The organism is Paenibacillus sp. J22R232 (assembly GCF_056269165.1).
Map to the genome: position 1 here is coordinate 480,367 of NZ_JBWDNK010000005.1, position 14,791 is coordinate 495,157.

General features: G+C 49.1%; 18 protein-coding genes and 1 riboswitch. Of the genes, 8 read left to right on the top strand and 10 right to left on the bottom strand.

Annotated features, from left to right (window positions below):
- Positions 1-13: 13 nt before the first annotated feature.
- Both AC0YN3_RS18860 and AC0YN3_RS18865 read right to left on the bottom strand, forming a co-directional pair.
- Positions 14-403 (bottom strand): cupredoxin domain-containing protein, encoded by a 390-nt coding sequence (locus AC0YN3_RS18860; protein ID WP_441942329.1) that lies wholly within the window; start codon positions 401-403, stop codon positions 14-16.
- Between the two features lie 135 nt (positions 404-538).
- Entirely contained in the window at positions 539-940 is a 402-nt protein-coding gene (locus tag AC0YN3_RS18865; protein ID WP_475776489.1) for a YhjD family protein, read from the bottom strand.
- Between the two features lie 264 nt (positions 941-1,204).
- Between AC0YN3_RS18865 and AC0YN3_RS18870 the strand changes: the two genes are divergently transcribed.
- The 5 genes from AC0YN3_RS18870 to AC0YN3_RS18890 all read left to right on the top strand — a co-directional run bounded on the left by AC0YN3_RS18870 (position 1,205) and on the right by AC0YN3_RS18890 (position 4,985).
- A complete protein-coding gene (locus AC0YN3_RS18870) occupies positions 1,205-2,233 on the top strand; it encodes a potassium channel family protein (RefSeq protein WP_475776490.1) in 1,029 nt (342 codons plus the stop codon).
- On the top strand, positions 2,230-2,712 hold the full coding sequence (locus AC0YN3_RS18875) for a hypothetical protein (RefSeq protein WP_475776491.1): 483 nt from the start codon (positions 2,230-2,232) through the stop codon (positions 2,710-2,712). Before AC0YN3_RS18870 ends, AC0YN3_RS18875 begins: the two co-directional genes overlap by 4 nt.
- A complete protein-coding gene (locus tag AC0YN3_RS18880) occupies positions 2,713-3,030 on the top strand; it encodes a hypothetical protein (RefSeq protein WP_475776492.1) in 318 nt (105 codons plus the stop codon).
- A gap of 3 nt (positions 3,031-3,033) precedes the next feature.
- Positions 3,034-4,347 (top strand): glutathionylspermidine synthase family protein, encoded by a 1,314-nt coding sequence (locus AC0YN3_RS18885; RefSeq protein WP_475776493.1) that lies wholly within the window; start codon positions 3,034-3,036, stop codon positions 4,345-4,347.
- Positions 4,348-4,580: 233 nt separating this feature from the next.
- The gene (locus tag AC0YN3_RS18890; protein ID WP_475776494.1) at positions 4,581-4,985 is read left to right on the top strand and encodes a DUF350 domain-containing protein; all 405 of its coding nucleotides are present in this window, start codon (positions 4,581-4,583) and stop codon (positions 4,983-4,985) included.
- Positions 4,986-5,126: 141 nt separating this feature from the next.
- Here the strand turns inward: AC0YN3_RS18890 and AC0YN3_RS18895 are convergent, their stop codons facing one another.
- On the bottom strand, positions 5,127-5,360 hold the full coding sequence (locus tag AC0YN3_RS18895; protein ID WP_475776495.1) for a hypothetical protein: 234 nt from the start codon (positions 5,358-5,360) through the stop codon (positions 5,127-5,129).
- Between the two features lie 112 nt (positions 5,361-5,472).
- On the bottom strand, positions 5,473-6,048 hold the full coding sequence (locus AC0YN3_RS18900) for a GNAT family N-acetyltransferase (protein ID WP_475776496.1): 576 nt from the start codon (positions 6,046-6,048) through the stop codon (positions 5,473-5,475).
- A gap of 171 nt (positions 6,049-6,219) precedes the next feature.
- Between AC0YN3_RS18900 and AC0YN3_RS18905 the strand changes: the two genes are divergently transcribed.
- Positions 6,220-6,888: a class I SAM-dependent methyltransferase gene (locus AC0YN3_RS18905; RefSeq protein ID WP_475776497.1), complete on the top strand. Its 669-nt coding sequence runs from the start codon at positions 6,220-6,222 to the stop codon at positions 6,886-6,888.
- 44 nt (positions 6,889-6,932) lie between these two features.
- On the opposite strand, the gene AC0YN3_RS18910 is transcribed toward AC0YN3_RS18905, so the two are convergent.
- Together AC0YN3_RS18910 and AC0YN3_RS18915 are read right to left on the bottom strand one after the other, a co-directional pair.
- Entirely contained in the window at positions 6,933-8,492 is a 1,560-nt protein-coding gene (locus AC0YN3_RS18910; protein ID WP_475776498.1) for a sensor domain-containing diguanylate cyclase, read from the bottom strand.
- Positions 8,493-8,570: 78 nt separating this feature from the next.
- The gene (locus AC0YN3_RS18915; protein WP_475776499.1) at positions 8,571-8,876 is read right to left on the bottom strand and encodes an ArsR/SmtB family transcription factor; all 306 of its coding nucleotides are present in this window, start codon (positions 8,874-8,876) and stop codon (positions 8,571-8,573) included.
- Between the two features lie 126 nt (positions 8,877-9,002).
- Here AC0YN3_RS18915 and AC0YN3_RS18920 point away from each other — a divergent pair, with 126 nt between their 5' ends.
- A complete protein-coding gene (locus tag AC0YN3_RS18920; RefSeq protein ID WP_475776500.1) occupies positions 9,003-10,394 on the top strand; it encodes an MFS transporter in 1,392 nt (463 codons plus the stop codon).
- Positions 10,395-10,633: 239 nt separating this feature from the next.
- Here AC0YN3_RS18920 and AC0YN3_RS18925 read toward each other — a convergent pair whose 3' ends face one another.
- Together AC0YN3_RS18925 and AC0YN3_RS18930 are read right to left on the bottom strand one after the other, a co-directional pair.
- The gene (locus tag AC0YN3_RS18925) at positions 10,634-12,010 is read right to left on the bottom strand and encodes a hypothetical protein (RefSeq protein ID WP_475776501.1); all 1,377 of its coding nucleotides are present in this window, start codon (positions 12,008-12,010) and stop codon (positions 10,634-10,636) included.
- A gap of 109 nt (positions 12,011-12,119) precedes the next feature.
- On the bottom strand, positions 12,120-12,677 hold the full coding sequence (locus AC0YN3_RS18930; RefSeq protein WP_475776502.1) for an SLOG family protein: 558 nt from the start codon (positions 12,675-12,677) through the stop codon (positions 12,120-12,122).
- 87 nt (positions 12,678-12,764) lie between these two features.
- Positions 12,765-12,867: riboswitch (TPP riboswitch) on the top strand.
- A 126-nt stretch (positions 12,868-12,993) separates the two neighbouring features.
- On the opposite strand from AC0YN3_RS18930, the gene thiD reads away from it, so the two are divergent.
- Positions 12,994-13,818 (top strand): bifunctional hydroxymethylpyrimidine kinase/phosphomethylpyrimidine kinase, encoded by an 825-nt coding sequence (gene thiD / locus AC0YN3_RS18935; protein WP_475776503.1) that lies wholly within the window; start codon positions 12,994-12,996, stop codon positions 13,816-13,818.
- Positions 13,819-13,857: 39 nt separating this feature from the next.
- Here the strand turns inward: thiD and AC0YN3_RS18940 are convergent, their stop codons facing one another.
- Positions 13,858-14,169, bottom strand: a complete 312-nt coding sequence (locus tag AC0YN3_RS18940) for a hypothetical protein (protein WP_475776504.1) — start codon at positions 14,167-14,169, stop codon at positions 13,858-13,860.
- 123 nt (positions 14,170-14,292) lie between these two features.
- A complete protein-coding gene (gene queF / locus AC0YN3_RS18945; RefSeq protein WP_475776505.1) occupies positions 14,293-14,790 on the bottom strand; it encodes a preQ(1) synthase in 498 nt (165 codons plus the stop codon).
- Position 14,791: the final 1 nt, after the last annotated feature.

Consider the following 14,791-nt stretch of genomic DNA (forward strand, 5'->3'; position numbering starts at 1 on the left):
AGCAAATGGGATGTTAGGCCGCTTCTACAATCAGCTTAGCTTCCATCGTTGTATGTCCTTGGCCGCATGGAATGGAGCAATAGATGCGATACGTACCCGGCTCTGTGAATTCCAAATCAGTCTCAGGGTGATCATTGTCCAAAGCCACTTTAAGCTCATCAATATGCATACCATGAATACCGCTCTTATTGGATAGCTTAAGTCTAACTTTGTCTCCAACCTTAACTTTGTACTCTTCTTGGTCAAATACGAAATCGTTGGATGCTACAACCTTGAGTAAACTCATGCCCTCTGGCAGCGAGGCAGACTCGTCAACCGGTTTAGCAGGCAGGGCGAAAGTGAGCAAATATAAGCCCAGCAATGATGCCGCTGCAAATAAAGTAAACATAATCCACTTGTGCATTGCTACGTGCTCCCCTTTGCGTTCATAATGTCTACCTCTTATATTACATAAGATTGTCCGAAGTTCTCAACCTTAAACTAAAGAAAGAGGAAAAGTTTTTTTGTTATTTTGACAAATCAATGAACAAATTCAAAATTAACTGGACAAATACTGTTTTAACACCCGTTCGGACTCCGCTTTGACAAACCCCCACAGCATAAAAAAACGGTGATGGTAGCCTCTGCACACATATTCGGCATGCAAGCCGTCCTTCTGGCGCCTTTCCTCGTAAACCTTAATGCCCGTTTGGCGAAACTCCCTCTTAATCACGGCAAGATCAAGCAATACCCGATCCTGCATGCCCCGCATCATCGATTCGTAGAACCGCGGAAGCTTAATCGCGGACGTGCCGATCACTCGTATATCATGATCCAAAATGCGCATCACAATTCCAAGCAGTACAAAACGCTTCACAAGCTCAAGCTCTTCCTCTGTCTGAATAGGCGGGTGCGCTGCTGTTTTGGCTTTGCCGCGGCTTACTTCCTCATTTGCGGCCATTACAACCCCTCCAGATAAGAACATTTGTTCTTATTATAGCGATCTGCAGCGATTTTATGCAAGCCCATTTCGATATAGTAAAAAATTACCGTTTAAGCGTGTCCGGCACTATTATTGGGATGAAAGGTTGTTTCCAAAACAGCGCCGCAGCTCATTTCCGTCGTTGTCGTTAAATTTATGCCCATCCATATCGTTTTCATATTGGAAAGCATCAGAAAAGGTAGTATGGTGGTTAAAGCCATATTTCGAATGAGGGTGACAGGGATGCAGCTTTTTTTGAAACTTACGGTTAAGCTTCTTCGTTTGAATCATTACTTTGTAGTCTTTATTACGCTGCTGCTTGTAATCATAAGCTCCGCGGTTGCCTACCTGCTGGAGCCGGACACGTTCGGGAACTGGTTCAATGCGTTATGGTGGGTGATGACGACCGTTGCTACGGTTGGCTATGGCGATTATTTTCCTAAGACCGTACCGGGCAAAATATTGGCTATGCTCCTGTATGTGTTCGGAATCGGCCTGCTGAGTTTACTAATCGGAAAAATTATTGATTCCTTGGCTGAGCTTCAGCGAAGAAGAGAAGGTGGAAAGTTGAAATATCAAGGACAAAGCCATATTATCGTCATCAATTGGAGCAAAAAAGCGCAGCTGGCCGTCGAGGATTTGCTCGATTCGGAAGCGGATTTAGCCGTTATCATTATCGATAACAGCGATAAGCATCCCTTTGACCGGCCGCGCGTGCATTTTGTCAGCGGCGATCCTACCTCGGCCGAAGTGCTGGAGCAAGCTGGCATTCACGGCGCTCGCTCTGCGATCATATTTGCGGACCCGCGCATTGACGACAGCTCGCATGTTGACGGCAAATCCCTGCTGGTAGCCTCCAGTATCGAGCAGATCGCCCCTGCGGTCCATACGACGGTTGAAATCGTGCTTGAGAAGCATATTCTCAATTTCCGCCACGTACAAGTAAATGATTTTATTTTATCGCATGACGCTGTCTCCAGGCTTGCAGTCCGATCGGCTTTAAAGGAAGGCAACGTCGACATATTCATGCAGCTGCTCAGCAGAAAGTACGGCGAGGACGTCTTCGAGGTTCCCGCTGATCCGGGCTGGAGGACGTACGGAGATGCCTTTCAAGCTCTGCTGCGCAAAGGGGCAACCCTCATTGCCGACCGTACCGACATGGCGATTAACCGCCGGCTTGACGAGCCGATCCCATCCGCTGCACGTTTGTTCGTCATTTGCAACGAAGAGACCATCAACAAGATCAGAACAGAAAGGCGGCAATCCAAATGAACAACACGCTGACGTACCTGGAATGGTCGGAGCATGAGCAGCGCGCAGTAAAAACCATCACGGATGCAGCTGTCACGCGCGATGATATTTTTGTGCGCAAGCTGGTGAATGCAACCGTTTTCCGGAATGCGCTGTATGAGCATACGGCAAATGAATGCGAGGATGGCATGCGCCATTCCATTTATGCCAAGCCGTACAGCGAGCATGATGATGCCTTGTACGGGCAAGCCATCCGGAACGCTCTGCATGAGTACGTTGCCGTATCCCCATATATGGAAGCTGAATATTTGCTTTGGAACGGTTACCGGTTTAATCCGTGTGCTTTGGCACTGCCTGCCCCGTCGGTTCCGCTCGAATTTGCCCAGCTGCTGCTCGATCATTATATCGTGAGCGAGCAGCGAACCTATGAAACCATCTATACGATCTATGATATGGATCGGAGCAAAATCGTCATTTTTTTGAAAGGAGTGAACCTGTAAATGTCCGAGGAGAATACGTCTGCAGCCAGCGTGCGTGCAAGGAGTGAGCAACCCGCCTCTTCGTTGAAAGCAAAAAGCCAGAAGGCCATTGCCTTCGCTTTGATGCTCACCGTCCCCCTAGCCCTGAGCGGCTGCAATTCATCGAGCTCGCGCGTATGCGTGGATAATGACAACGACGGCTATTGCGACGATGATGGCTCTAGCCGCGGCGGTACCTATATCGTCAATGGCAAAACCTACAAAAAGTCATCCAGCTTCAAATCCAGCTCCTCAAAGGGCTTTGGCAGCTCAGGCATCAAGAGCGGCAGCGGAGGCTGATCCATGCAGCGAATCCTTCCTTTAGCGATAACACATGATGAGCTGTTTCAAGGCGAGCTTGCACAGCGGATACCGTATCACCGCATGTACGGCAAGCAATATTGCCTGCCATCGGTCACCTGCTATTCGCAAAGCGAATACAAGGAGCTTCAGGCTGCATCGGAGCAAATCGACCGAATCTACTGGAAAGCGCTGCGATTCGTGCAGCAGCATTTACCGGATGATTTTGTCACCCGGCAATTAGGCATTCATCCCTCCCTTATCTCGGCAGCACGCAAGGAAACACCTACGCATGGCGTTTCGAGGCAGGACTGGATCGTCACGGAACAGGGCATGAAATGCATTGAGAATAACACCGATACACCGACAGGCATACCGGAAACGGCTTACCTTGCCCAAGCCATTATTAGCCGTTACACGCCACATCAAGCCGCTGCGGAAGGCATGAATGATGCTCTGGCTGCCGCCTTTGACAAGCTGATTGCCCATTACCGCAGCGAAGGCTTGGGCGGAACGGTTGCCTGCACCTGCTACGACTGGCATGTGGAGGACAAATGCAATACCGAATATGTCATGCAGGCGATTCGCAAGCTTGGTTATCCCGTTATCTTTGTTCCGCTTGACGAGCTTACCATCATCGAAGGCGACGGCTTATACGGTAACGGTGAGCGCATCGACATCCTCTACCGCTTGTACCCGCTTGAGTATTTGATTCACGATACCGAAGAGGAAACGGGTCTGCCTGTCGGGAAAGCGCTCATGAAGCTTGTGGAGCAGGGACGGCTGGCGCTGATCAACCCGCCCCAAAGCATCGTTACGCAAAGCAAAGGTTTTATGGCGCTCATTTGGGCGCTGTATGAGAGAAACGAGCAATCCACGGATGTGCTTGGTTATCCGCTATTTGAAGAAGCTGAAGTTTCAGCCATTCAAACGTACCTTCTCCCCACCTATTTCGAGGATACCGTGTTTGTGCAGGGACAGATCCCTTATGTCGCCAAAAGCTACTGGGGACGCGAAGGCAAAGGAACGGCGCTCTATGCGGGAGACGGCACGCTCGAAACGGAGGAATGGGGCATGCAGGAGGATGAGGAGGAATCCGAGGAGATTAAGCACTATTATCATGCGCAGCAAAAAATTTACCAGCAGCGTTTCACGATGGAAGAAACGCTTGTACATACGGAAGCCGGTCCGTTTCATGGCTGCCTCTTAACCGGAGCCTATGTCATAGGCGGGAAGTTTGCCGGCTTGCTGCCCCGGGTCGGCTCCAAAATCACGGGCGACATGGCCTATTACTGCCCCGCCGCCGTAATCGATTGAGCGCTTCACAAAACTTAAGCGTATGCTTACGAAGCAAGTTTTGCTTCACAAAACTTAAGCGTATGCTTACGAAGCGAGTTTTGCTTCACAAAACTTAAGCGTATGCTTACGAAGCTAGTTTTGCTTCACAAAACTTAAGCTTATGCTTACGAAGCTAGTTTTGCTTCACAAAACTTTGAGCGTATGCTTCCGAAGCGAGTTTTGCTTCACAAAACTTTGAGGAGGATCAAAAAATGAATGAATTTTTGCAAAATGCCGGAAATGTCGGAATCGGCCTCGTTCTCCTGCTTGTCATTTTAAGCGTTGGCGCATTCGTGTTCAGTAAGTTGACCCGCTATAACGACGGGGAGGAAATCAGAAAGGGCAATCAGGCCGCAGGCATGTACATGGGGAGCAAGCTGCTAGGATTGTGCATTATTGTAGCCATGGTCTCCTACAGCTCGGATTCCTGGGTGACCATGCTCATTTGGTCCGCAATCGGCATCGCTATTTTATGCCTCGTGTATATCATTTTCGATCTTCTTACGCCGCGGTTTAAAGTATGCGAGCAGATCGAGCAAGGCAACCTAGCGGTTGCCCAGCTTCTGCGTTCCATCATCATCGGCGTTTCCATTGTCATCGGCACATTCTTGATGTAACCTAACGGATTATAAAAGGGCAGCCCTCCAACAGCTTGACTGTGGAAGGCTGCCCTTCTTTGGTATAACGACTGTGCAGCTTTGCTAAGCGTGGTCCCCACAGCCTATCCAGCTCTATGTATTTCATGATGACCTCGAAAGCTAGCAAGCTTCTCCCCGTCGCGGCAGACTCTTATAAATGCAAAAGGAACCATCGCTGTAACTCGCGTGATTCCTTCGATGCTTCTTATTTAGTTTGGCTTGCTTCTCCTGCAGCGTAGGGGTGCGTCTGCCGGCGGGATTGATCCCCTGCCAGCTGCCTCGCAGTGCATCAGGCGTCATTCGCCCTTGCTGCGCCAGCTTCTGCCTTGCTTTTTTGGCCTTGCTCATGGACATTATGGTCATCCTCCTAAAGATTGGTCTGAATGCGATATGTGCGTTAGTAAGGGATCAGTAAGCTCCGTTCCTTCCCTCCATTATACTCGGCAAGCTTCAATTGCGAAAGGGATTATGAAAAACGCAGCTGCCTATATTCCTTGCGAAGCATTGAAAAATGAAGCAGCTCTATGTATTGCCCCTTCTCGAACTCATATTCCTTCAGCTCGCTGTCAGGCTTAAAGCCGAGCTCCGCAAGCAAGCCGATGGAAGCTGCATTAGCCGCATCCACCTTCGCCTCTATGCAGTGCAGATGCATGCTGTTAAAGCCAAATGCGATAATCGGCGCCGCTACTTCACTCATAATGCCGCAGCGCCAGTAAGCCGGAGCAAGATCATAGCCGATCTCGGTTCGCGCGTACTCCTTCACATAGTGGAGAAAGCCGCATGTTCCGATTATTTTCTCCGAAGCCTTGTCTTCGATCAGCCAACGGATGCCCACCTGCTGCTCAAAAATCTCGACATGCCAATTCATCTCTTGCCTCGCTTCGTCGAGATCGATAAGCGGATGCAGCGGCGTAAATTTCACCACCTCAGGATCCGAATAAAGCTCATATAGGTCGGCTATATCCTTCTCCTCCGTCTTGCGCAATATAAACCGGTCCGTTTCCAACCGAGGAAAGGCATCAAATGAAAACATCGCTGACATAGGGCCATCCCCTCTCCAATCATCCGTGTTCGCCGTCATTGCTTGATCCGCAAACATACCATAAAACAAATCAGAAAGATACTGAATCCGCCTACTCGGTCATAAGCTACTTTGATGAGCAGCGATCATAAAAGCCAATCACAATGATTCCCCCTTGGAAGGAGAAAAGCTATGTCTGCCACTGACGAAAGCCTGTTGAAGGAAGCCCGCTTCTTCAGCGTAAACGATCCGACATCGAATCCATTTATTTACCCGCTTCCGCCAACCTGGTGGAGCCGCCCGTACGAATACGAATGGTGCAGAGCCCTAGCTTCGCCGGGAGCAACCGTGCTCGATGCAGCCTGCGGAATCTCCCACCCGCTTAAATTTTTTCTGGGCGGCCATTGCCAAGAAACCTATGCATGCGACTACGATGTCCGGATTACATCATGGGATACGATAGCAGAGGAGATCATCCAGGATGTCGGAGCTGATGCGCTAAGGCTGATCCAAGAGCACCAAGGCTGGTCCAAGGTCAGCTATTCGCAAGCAAGCATTACCGCATTGCCTTATGAGAGCGATTTTTTCGACATCATATTTTGCGTATCCGTGCTTGAGCATTTAAGCCCCGCCGATCAGGAGCTCAGCTTGAAGGAATTTGCAAGAACGGTAAAGCCGGGCGGCAAAGTAGCATTGACATTCGATTATCCCACCGTCGACTTGGAACATCTGAAGCGTTCAGTTGGTGCGGCCGGACTATCGTTTGCGAATGAATTCGACCTGGCGCCGCAATCGGATGCCCTTCACTCCGAAATATGGGGAAAGTTATATTGCTTCAGAGCTCTTCTTACCAAGCCGTAGCTCTCTGCAATAAGCGTTAACAAAAGCAGGACAGCCATGTTGCCTCACTGTCCTGCTTGCTTATGCTCGTATACCGTCGTACGGTTTCTTCCCGTTTCTTTGGACAAGTAAAGCGCCTTATCCGCCATTTCAATAATGGCTTTGGCTTCCGCCGCTTGCCCCTCCGAATGCGATATGCCGATCGATACGAAGACGGGGCCGCCAGTCGGGCTTGCCTCGGCACCAATTCCCTCCCGCAGCCGTTCCGCCATTTGCGACGCAATCGCAACCGTACCGCCTCTAACCAGTATGCCGAACTCCTCGCCTCCGTAGCGGAAGCATAAATCATGGCTGCGCGAGAAACGCTTGATCAGGGACCCCGTATAGGTTAGAACCTCGTCGCCGATCAGATGCCCATATCGGTCATTGATTGCTTTGAAGTGATCGATATCGAGCAGGATAAGCGCAAACGGAACGCCCTCAGCAAGCCATTCGGCTATAGTCAGATCGAATGTTTTCCTATTCGCAAGGCCCGTAAGCCCATCCAAGCGAATTTCTTTATTCAGCAGGTTAAAATGATTGTTGATGCTGCGGTTGAGCTGCCTTACCTCGTAGATATAAGAGTTAATGCGCGGCATGCGCTGACTGCTCGCTTTCGGCGATAGAATCGCTTCCTCCGAGAATGCCGCCAAATCAAACAGCGGCTTGGACAACAAATACGAGACATACCACGCAATCAATAAAATCACGGTAAAAACGGGCAGTGATTGAAAAACAAGCCTCCAAATCAACCGTTTGAGCGGTTCGTCGATGATAGAAGCAGGCGTTTGCGCAATGATGGCCCATCCCGTCAAAGGCTCGTAAGCATATCCGGCAAAATAGCTTTTGTTTTGGGAATTCACGATTTGCTGCGCGCCGCTTCTTCCGGATATCGCTTTATTTATAACATCGTTCGTTAAAATCGTTTCATTCATTCTCGATTTATCCGGATGGAATATGAGGTGGCCGTTCTTGTCAGCCACATACACATACGAACCGTTTCCGTAAAAATGCTCGCTAAGCAATTTATTGAGCGCATTATCGCCATTCAAAAACACCGTTCCAGCCACAAAGCCTACATATTCATCCCGTTCATTAAAAATAGGAGAAGAAATCATGACAAGCAACCGTTTGGATGCCGCTCCTAAGTAAGGCTGGGAAATAAGCGGAATCCGCTGCTGCACGGCTTCGAACGATGCCAGTGAGATTAACTCCGTGCCGACAATCTTCCCATCGTTGCGGGAGCTCGCAGCTGTGACAACCCGGTCTTTATTCACGATAAGTATGGCGTTGAAATAATGCTCGCTCGCTTCGTACCAAATATCCAGCTCCTTTTGCGAAATGGAGAGCTTGGTTGCGATTTGAGAAATGCCATCAATATTGGTTCGCATAATTCGCAGCAGTTCATTCGTATTGGAGGCTAGTTTTTTGGCATACTGATAATTGCTCTCCAAGTAGCCATTCGTTAAAGAAGTCTTGTTCATCTTCCATGCAAAATAACCGCCGAATGCGGCGGTTAAAAGAATGGACCCTATTACTAGCAGCATCAGTACAGATCGTAGTTTCAAGCCCTTGCGCGTACCCAATGTTGTTCCTTCTCTCGTTGCAATAGTACTGCCTTATTCTATCGCAATTGGCCGAGAAAATAAACAGAAATTATGCGCTTACAGCTCTCCGGCATGAAGTATTGCTTCAAGCAGGCCGGGAAACCGCATGCTTAAGTCGTCCGCGCGCAGCGTCAGGAAATGCTGCGTACCCTGTTTGCGCACATGCAGCACGCCTGCCTCTCGCAAGGTGCGAATATGATGCGTCATCGTCGATTTGACGACTGGAAAATCAAAATGGCCGCAAGGCTGCTCGCCGTTTTTTTTGATGGATAAGACAAGCTGAAGCCGAATGGGATCGCTTAACGCATATAATACGGATGTCAGCTCGATATCCTCTCGATTCGGATGAAATAAGATTTTCACTCTTCCTCACTCCTGTCCCGTTATTCATTGATTGCATTATAACATAACTCATGCTATATTTTCATCGTACGATAATTATCGTACAATAAAAATTCAAATCGAGAGATCGCTCATCTTGGAGGTCCTATGAGAAACACAGCCGCAGTTGCCGCTTCACCTATACAAGCAGGGGAAGAACGCCCCCAATTCAAAGACAGTCTCGTTATTCCGTTGCTCGGCTTAACGGTTATCATCGTCATCATGAACACGATGATGTTCAATTTGGCGCTGCCCCAGGTTACTGCTGACTTCATGCTTTCGTCTTCAGCCGCTTCATGGATTATTACGGGCTATTCCATCATATTCGCCATCTCTTCCATTACATTCAGCAGGCTATCCGACTTTGTCCCGATTCGCCTGCTGCTTACGATCGGGCTGCTCGCGATGGGTGGTGCATCCGTGCTCGGCTTTTTCAGCCATCATTATGTACTGCTGCTCGTTGCAAGGATGTTGCAGGCTACAGGCGCCGGCTCCGTGCTCAGCTTAACCATCGTGCTTATTACAAGATTCATTCCGCTCGCAAGACGAGGGAAATCGATGGCGCTTATTACTTCGGCTGCTTCGCTTGGTTTCGGACTCGGTCCCGTCATTGGCGGCGCCATCACGCAATATTTAGGCTGGAATGACCTGTTCATCGTTACCGGCATATCCCTGCTGCTTATACCGGTATTTCATCGCCTGCTTCCAGAAGAGGCCTCCGTTAAAGGCTCCTTCGACGTATGGGGCGCGGTATTCGTAGGCATTGGCTCAACAGGCGTCCTGCTGTACATTACCAACCATTTTCTCATCGCATTAATTGGCGGTGTTGCCGCGCTCGTTTTATTCTGGATAAGGATTAACCGAGCTGCGAATCCATTTGTACAGCCTATTCTATTCCGCAACAAAAAGTATATCCGTCTCATTTCACTTGGCATCATCTCTTATATCAACAACTTTGCAACGCTCTTTCTGCTGCCGCAGGTGCTAATCCATCTGTTCAAGCTCACGCCCGGCCAAGCTGGACTTATCATATTCCCCGGTGCCCTCTTCGCGATGCTCTCGTCTGGTCGCGTCGGTAAGATCATCGACCGTTACGGGAACAGCGTGCTGCTGCGAATCGCTCCACTGCCCTTATTAGTAGCAGCAGTATCCTTTGCCTTGTTCGCGGATTATTCTATTTACGCCATTATGGTGATTTACATGATTATGAGTATTGGCTTCTCCGCCTTAAACTCTGGTGTTTCGAATGAGTTGTCCCGAATACTGCCGGGGGAGCATGTCGGCGCTGGCATGGGCTTGTTTCAGCTTACCCAATTTATTAGCGGGGCTTTCAGCGTAGCGATCAGCGGTATCGTCTTGTCTGCGCAGAGCGAGCTGCCTCTGCATCAGGCGTTCTCCAACATTTTCTGGGGAATGGGCCTCATAGCCGTTTTGGCCATCGGTGCATCCTGGCTGTATTATTTCTCAGCCAAACAGCAGGCTCAGCCTAAACGTCGATAAGCAGCGCCATCGTTGAAATGAACCGAAACACATTGTTCAACTGAAATCCGAATCTTAAAGCAAAGCCTTGTCCCTGAAACCATTTTGGAATTACCAACTCCTTCATTTACAAGCGATGGGATTAAAAAAATAACCTTCAGCCCCACTATTAGCGTGGAGTTGAAGGTTATTTGAATTTTTATGGGATGACCCACTCTAGTTTACCCTAACGGGACAGGTTTCTTGTAGCGGCTATTATACTATGAGGATTCGCCGTTCAAGTATCTGAAGAATGGTTTGTCTACCCAGAATTGCGTCGGCGTAATAACAACCTTCGGATCAATCGCTTTGAAGCCTGCAACTACCGCTGCTGAATTCTCATTCAGAGAAAATGGATTAACCGTATAAGGACTATCCGGATCGGTAATAAAGTTGTTCGTAATAATCTCATAATCCTTCAGCTCGGTTTGCGAGTAATACAGCGGCTGCCACCAAGAAGAGGCAATCAGGCCTTCTTGGCCGTCTTTGTCTTTCTTAGCATATTTCAGAATCACGTCGTTGAATTTAGCTTTGTCTGCCGCGGAAGCAAACTCGAATGCAAGATCGTATTCTTTGTCATAATTAATGTAGTTGCCGTTCTCGATTTGTACCACGTTCGGTCCAGGCGTGCCCCATTCTGCCAAGAAGATAAAAGCAGAGGTCTTAGGCTCGAATTGCACCTTCGCGTTCAGCCCTTCGCTGCGCAGCAGCCCAATCAGCTGGATGGCATGGTTGAAATCAGAGTGTCCGTAAATGAGCGATAACGAATCAATGAAATTAGCGTCGAAACGGGAATCCTTAATGTTGTAGCCCGTAATCAGATCCTGCTTCAATGCTGTGTTTACTACGTTTTGCAGCTTCGGCGCATTAATGATGTCTGAAGTATTGTACGCATCGCTAAGCTTCGAATAAATATCGCCGTCATTCACGTAGCCGATATATTTCTTGTAAAGGCCTTTCGTAATAAGCACTTTGCCAAGAAGCGTATTGATAAACTGCTCGCTTGCCGCGCTTTTTGGCTTGAAGCCTGCGAACAAATCGGATGTCAGCAATCCTGTATCAACCGCTGCCGCTGTTTCTTGAGCGCCTTTGGTACCTAGTGCGCTGCTTTTTACGTTTAGCTTCGCGAGCGCTTTATCCACTTTTGCAGCCGGATACGTATATGCAAGCTCCTTCAAGCCCGCAGCCCTTACCGCAATCGCAACAGCGACAGAATTCGTAAGCACCTGTTCGCCTTGGATTGCCGGTCCGGACAAAATACCCTTCTCAAAAAGCGCCGCTGCAGGCGCATAAAGCTCGCTGTCAGACTTTACGTCCGAGAACACGGCTTCCTTGCCGGATGGCTCATAGCCAAGAATGCTTGCAACCGCGGTGATGAACTCGCCTTTTGTAACCGTTCCGCTCAGGCTCACATCGAATTTTTCATTCAAAAATTGCTTATACTGCGCGGCTCCATCCGCTTGCGTTGCGACAGCAGCCGTTGCCGACGCGGTTACCGCTGGAGATGCCGCAAACGCGGTCGCTTGCGTGAACAGCAGGGAAGAGGATAAAAGGAATGTAGCCAGCAGCTTCGTGTACTTGGGTTGTGCAATTCTCATGAATATGACCTCCACGTGGATGTAATTCCGATCAAATTAATCGGGAATATGTAATGTCACATAGTATACCAACAGAAAAACAAGAGTGTCAACATATATTTACGTACGGTTAATAATCCGAATAGAGGTTGTTGTCGTCAGCGATGCTCTGAATATCCTCCGAGCTTATGCTGATATACCCATACCCTTCTGCCTGCTGCTTTTTCAACGCCCTCTGTTTGAAAAACTTCGGGCTTCCTTCGCCTGCATCCTCATCGTACACAAGCAGAATGCCATCCGTCTTGCGAAAGAGCAGCTCGTCCCTTGCCGTGAACTGCCATATGCCGTTATAGGGCTGATTGCTGACGGAAGCATAATAATCAACGCCTTTTAATACCTCATGGTAAAACTCTTTTTTATCGTCCTTCCACTTCTCTTCCGGATTGCTATAAGCCGAAATAATAGATAGTCGCAAATTCGGATAGAGCTCCTTTAGCGCGATCACGACCTCGCAAGCCCACAAGTCCACGCCATACTGTCCTGGCGTTATGACCCATTCCAGCCCATCCTCTATAAGCGGTACAAGCTTGCCCATCAGCGCTTTCTTAATATAAACGATGCCCTCGTGCTTTTGGTTGAAAATATTGAGCTCATGGGCGCGATAACCAGTAACGAGTAAATTTTTCATCGATTCAACGCCTTTTCGGATAATTATGGTTTACATCTCTCAAGTGTATGCTATAGTAGAAAAAAAACAAACCGAATATCGACCTGAATCTTTCACTAGGGGAGCCTTGCGGCTGAGATGGAGCATCTGCTCCGGACCCTCGGAACCTGATCTGGATTATTCCAGCGGAGGGAAGTGGAGCAGACGCATTCATGCATGTGCGAGAGGCCATGTTGAACGTTAGACCCGCTCATTTCCTTCTGGGAATCAGCGGGTCTTTATTGTTTTATTAAGCTGAGAATGCTTTGGCTAATTGAGATACATGGGAGATGAGTTCATGACGCGGTACAAAGCGCTGACGATCGCCGGTTCAGACAGCGGCGGCGGAGCAGGCATTCAGGCCGATCTAAAAACCTTTCAAGAGCTCGGCGCCTACGGTATGTCTGTCATTACCGCCATTACGGCCCAAAATACGCTTGGCGTGCAAGGCGTATACCCCCTAGAAGCTGCGGCCATTGAGAAGCAGCTCGATTCCATTGGCGAGGATTTAACGCCTGCCGCAATCAAAACAGGCATGCTGTTCAGCAGTGAGATCATTGAGATCGTTGCTGCCAAGATTAAGCAATATGACTGGCAGAATCTAATCATTGACCCCGTAATGGTAGCCAAAGGCGGGTCCGCCCTGCTCCAGCAAGAGGCCGTGCGAACTCTCATCAAACAGCTGGTCCCGCTTGCGCTCGTTACGACGCCGAATATCCCTGAAGCGGAGCTTCTCGCCAAAATGCCCATTCGGACGCTTAGCGACCGTGAAGAGGCTGCCCGGACGATCTACCAAATGGGCTCCCGCTGCGTGGTCATTAAAGGCGGGCACGATGCTCCGAATGAACGAATTGTCGATCTTCTATATGACGGAGAACGGTTTATGTACCTGGAGAGCAAACGCATCGACACCCGCCATACGCATGGCACGGGCTGCACCTTCTCCGCAGCGATAACTGCCGAGCTAGCGCAAGGCAAATCGGTACCGGAGGCGATCCGAACCGCCAAAGCGTTCATTCAAGCGGCCATTGAGGACCAGCTTGGGTTTGGCGGCGGACACGGTCCGACGAACCATTTTGCTTATCGGCGCAAACAAGAGGAAGCAGGTTATATGGCAAAATAGCCGCATGAAAAACGGGTGTCTCGATGAGACACCCGTTGCTTAATCAAATGGACTGCTGCTTGGCTTGCTAAGCGGTTCATGGCCAGCTTCTAATTCATTCGCAGGACCAGGAAGCTGCTTGCAGTCGTCTCCTGCGCTGCCATTGGCAATACTAGGATCATAAAGCTGTCCGATTACAGATTCTATTTCGCTTTCCAGCTGCTTATACGTTGCCCGCTCAGCCTCTTCTGCCGCATGTACGCGCTCAGGCACCACGCCATAGCTTGATAAGGCAGCCGCAATTGTAAAAATCAGTACTGACATGCATATCGCGTTCCGTATAACGGATTGTCCACTCATTTTCTCACCCATTCTTTTTGATTCCTAGGACTAAGTATAGAGGAATAGAAATCAAATGGAATGGACTTCAGGCATGACTGCATACTAGACTTTAGGCGGGCTCATCTTCCAAGCGCTTACCGCCTCGTTGCCAGCTTACCGGTTATCTACCTTCTCCGGATACAAATCATGATTCATAAGCCTATGCTCCGCCATCTGCTCGAATTTGGTGCCTGGCTGTCCCCAATTGCAATAAGGATCAATAGAAATGCCGCCGCGCGGCGTGAATTTTCCCCATACCTCGATATAGCGCGGGTTCATCAGAGCGATTAAATCATTCATGATGATATTCATGCAATCCTCGTGAAAATCGCCATGGTTGCGGAAGCTGAACAGGTACAGCTTCAGCGATTTGCTCTCTACCATTTTCAAATCCGGGATATAGGATATATAGATGGTTGCAAAATCGGGCTGTCCCGTCATCGGACAAAGGCTCGTAAATTCCGGACAGTTGAACTTCACGAAATAATCGCGGTTAGGATGCTTGTTGTCGAATGCCTCCAATATATCAGGCTTATAATCAAATGCGTATTGTGTTCCTTGATTGCCAAGCAGCGTCACGCCGCTGAGCTCATCCTTGCTTCTTCCGTCCATG

What these genes read in the sequence shown, in the direction of transcription:
- AC0YN3_RS18860 (WP_441942329.1), bottom strand. Translation starts at nt 403, where the DNA reads ATGCACAAGTGGATTATGTTTACTTTATTTGCAGCGGCATCATTGCTG.
- AC0YN3_RS18865 (WP_475776489.1), bottom strand. Translation starts at nt 940, where the DNA reads ATGGCCGCAAATGAGGAAGTAAGCCGCGGCAAAGCCAAAACAGCAGCG.
- AC0YN3_RS18870 (WP_475776490.1), top strand. Translation starts at nt 1,205, where the DNA reads ATGCAGCTTTTTTTGAAACTTACGGTTAAGCTTCTTCGTTTGAATCAT.
- AC0YN3_RS18875 (WP_475776491.1), top strand. Translation starts at nt 2,230, where the DNA reads ATGAACAACACGCTGACGTACCTGGAATGGTCGGAGCATGAGCAGCGC.
- AC0YN3_RS18880 (WP_475776492.1), top strand. Translation starts at nt 2,713, where the DNA reads ATGTCCGAGGAGAATACGTCTGCAGCCAGCGTGCGTGCAAGGAGTGAG.
- AC0YN3_RS18885 (WP_475776493.1), top strand. Translation starts at nt 3,034, where the DNA reads ATGCAGCGAATCCTTCCTTTAGCGATAACACATGATGAGCTGTTTCAA.
- AC0YN3_RS18890 (WP_475776494.1), top strand. Translation starts at nt 4,581, where the DNA reads ATGAATGAATTTTTGCAAAATGCCGGAAATGTCGGAATCGGCCTCGTT.
- AC0YN3_RS18895 (WP_475776495.1), bottom strand. Translation starts at nt 5,360, where the DNA reads ATGTCCATGAGCAAGGCCAAAAAAGCAAGGCAGAAGCTGGCGCAGCAA.
- AC0YN3_RS18900 (WP_475776496.1), bottom strand. Translation starts at nt 6,048, where the DNA reads ATGTCAGCGATGTTTTCATTTGATGCCTTTCCTCGGTTGGAAACGGAC.
- AC0YN3_RS18905 (WP_475776497.1), top strand. Translation starts at nt 6,220, where the DNA reads ATGTCTGCCACTGACGAAAGCCTGTTGAAGGAAGCCCGCTTCTTCAGC.
- AC0YN3_RS18920 (WP_475776500.1), top strand. Translation starts at nt 9,003, where the DNA reads ATGAGAAACACAGCCGCAGTTGCCGCTTCACCTATACAAGCAGGGGAA.
- AC0YN3_RS18925 (WP_475776501.1), bottom strand. Translation starts at nt 12,010, where the DNA reads ATGAGAATTGCACAACCCAAGTACACGAAGCTGCTGGCTACATTCCTT.
- AC0YN3_RS18930 (WP_475776502.1), bottom strand. Translation starts at nt 12,677, where the DNA reads ATGAAAAATTTACTCGTTACTGGTTATCGCGCCCATGAGCTCAATATT.
- thiD (WP_475776503.1), top strand. Translation starts at nt 12,994, where the DNA reads ATGACGCGGTACAAAGCGCTGACGATCGCCGGTTCAGACAGCGGCGGC.
- AC0YN3_RS18940 (WP_475776504.1), bottom strand. Translation starts at nt 14,169, where the DNA reads ATGGGTGAGAAAATGAGTGGACAATCCGTTATACGGAACGCGATATGC.
- queF (WP_475776505.1), bottom strand. Translation starts at nt 14,790, where the DNA reads ATGGACGGAAGAAGCAAGGATGAGCTCAGCGGCGTGACGCTGCTTGGC.